This is a genomic window from Rahnella sp. P4_A8, from assembly GCF_056402435.1.
Window position 1 is genome coordinate 1 of the sequence record NZ_JBFUHK010000224.1, and the last position, 1,489, is coordinate 1,489.

Here is a 1,489-nt window from a genome sequence, read left to right on the forward strand (position 1 = left end):
GGCCGCAACGGTCGATATTGGCGCGCCGGTTCCGGTAAATTGTGTTCCGCCAACCTGGTTGTTGCTCCACTGGATACCCAGATTAAGCCCGTTGCCATCCTGTACTTCGACAATAATGGCTTCGACTAACACCTGTGCACGGCGGATATCGAGCTTGGTGATGACCTGTTCGAGTGACTGCATCACATCCTGCTGTGCAGTAATGACGATGGAGTTTGTTTGTTCATCTGCAGTGATGCTCATCGGCTTGTTAGACGCGCCGGAAGGCTGAGCTGTTTTGCCTTCTTTCATCTCTTCTGTGATGCCAGTAAGTACGGGAACGATTTTTTCCGCTTTGGCATATTTCAGATAGAAAACACGCGTATTGCCCTGAGATGACTGGTCTTTATCAAGCTGACTAACCAGTTTTGCTGCGCGGCTGCGCACGCCTTCTGGCCCGCTGATGATTAGGGTGTTGGTTCTCTCATCCGCGACGATTTTGGCTTGTAATATGGACGATGATTGTCCTTTAGATTCCTCGCGAACCAGGTTGTTCATCATCTCAGCCATTTCCGGGGCAGAAGCATATTTTAGTTTAATGGTTTGCCTTTGCTGGTCACCCATCGCGTCAACGCGTTCGACAAGCTTAATAAGCCGGTTGACCACAGATGCCCGGCCCGTCAGAAGCAAAACATTGGAAGGTTCGTAATGAACAACATTCCCTACTCCGGTACTGTCATTCATCTGGCGAAGCAAAGGTGCCAACTCTCTGACCGGCACATTAAGAAGCGTTACGACGCGGGTGATAATTTCATCTCCCTTACCGGGGCTGTTTTTGTCTGCAATGGGCACGCCAGACATTTTCGCATTCGCTGAACGTACGACCTTCAGTAGCCCGTTATCCATGGGGATCACAGCAAAACCATAGACATCCAGCACGCTGAGAAAAAATTGATAGTATTGTTCTTCATTCAAAACATCATAACTTCTGACAGAAACAGTTCCCTGCACGGAGGGATCGATAAGGATAGTTTTATTCAGATTTTTACTTACCGTATCAATAAACTCTTTAATATCCGTGCCCTTAAAGCTCGCAGTAAACTCTTCCGCGTGTACAATCCCTGGAAGTGTGGCAAATAATATGCATGCCTTTACTAGGAGAGAGTTAATGAACTTCTTCATGACTTTCTGTATCCAACGATGTTTCGATAGTGGCTAGATTTATATAGATATTCTGAAGTTGATTTTCTCTCAGAACGGTAAGTTGTACATCCCTCAGGCTTGCCAGTTGTTCAATGTATTTATCTGCTGTTGCAGTGTCGTCGAGAGATTGCCCATTTATTTTGATGACGAACTCGCCTGGAATAAGTCCCGCTCTAAGATAAACATTGCTGCTCGTTTTGGGATTGAATCTATAACCTGTAAGTTTCTCATCTTTATATACGGGGTTGGCAACTAAATAATGCATTAAGTATTTTGCGTGTTCTTTGTTTGCCCTCTGTTTTTGTGG

At 45.7% G+C, this 1,489-nt stretch carries 1 protein-coding gene and 1 pseudogene; both read right to left on the reverse strand.

Annotation, left to right across the window (positions count from 1 at the left end; genetic code table 11):
* On the reverse strand, positions 1–1,161 hold a 1,161-nt coding region (locus AC1DUO_RS24910; RefSeq protein WP_477989343.1), incomplete at its 3' end, for a secretin N-terminal domain-containing protein.
* A pseudogene (locus tag AC1DUO_RS24915) lies at positions 1,145–1,489 on the reverse strand (type II secretion system protein GspC); the annotation flags it as partial. The pseudogene AC1DUO_RS24915 and the gene AC1DUO_RS24910, both read right to left, overlap by 17 nt.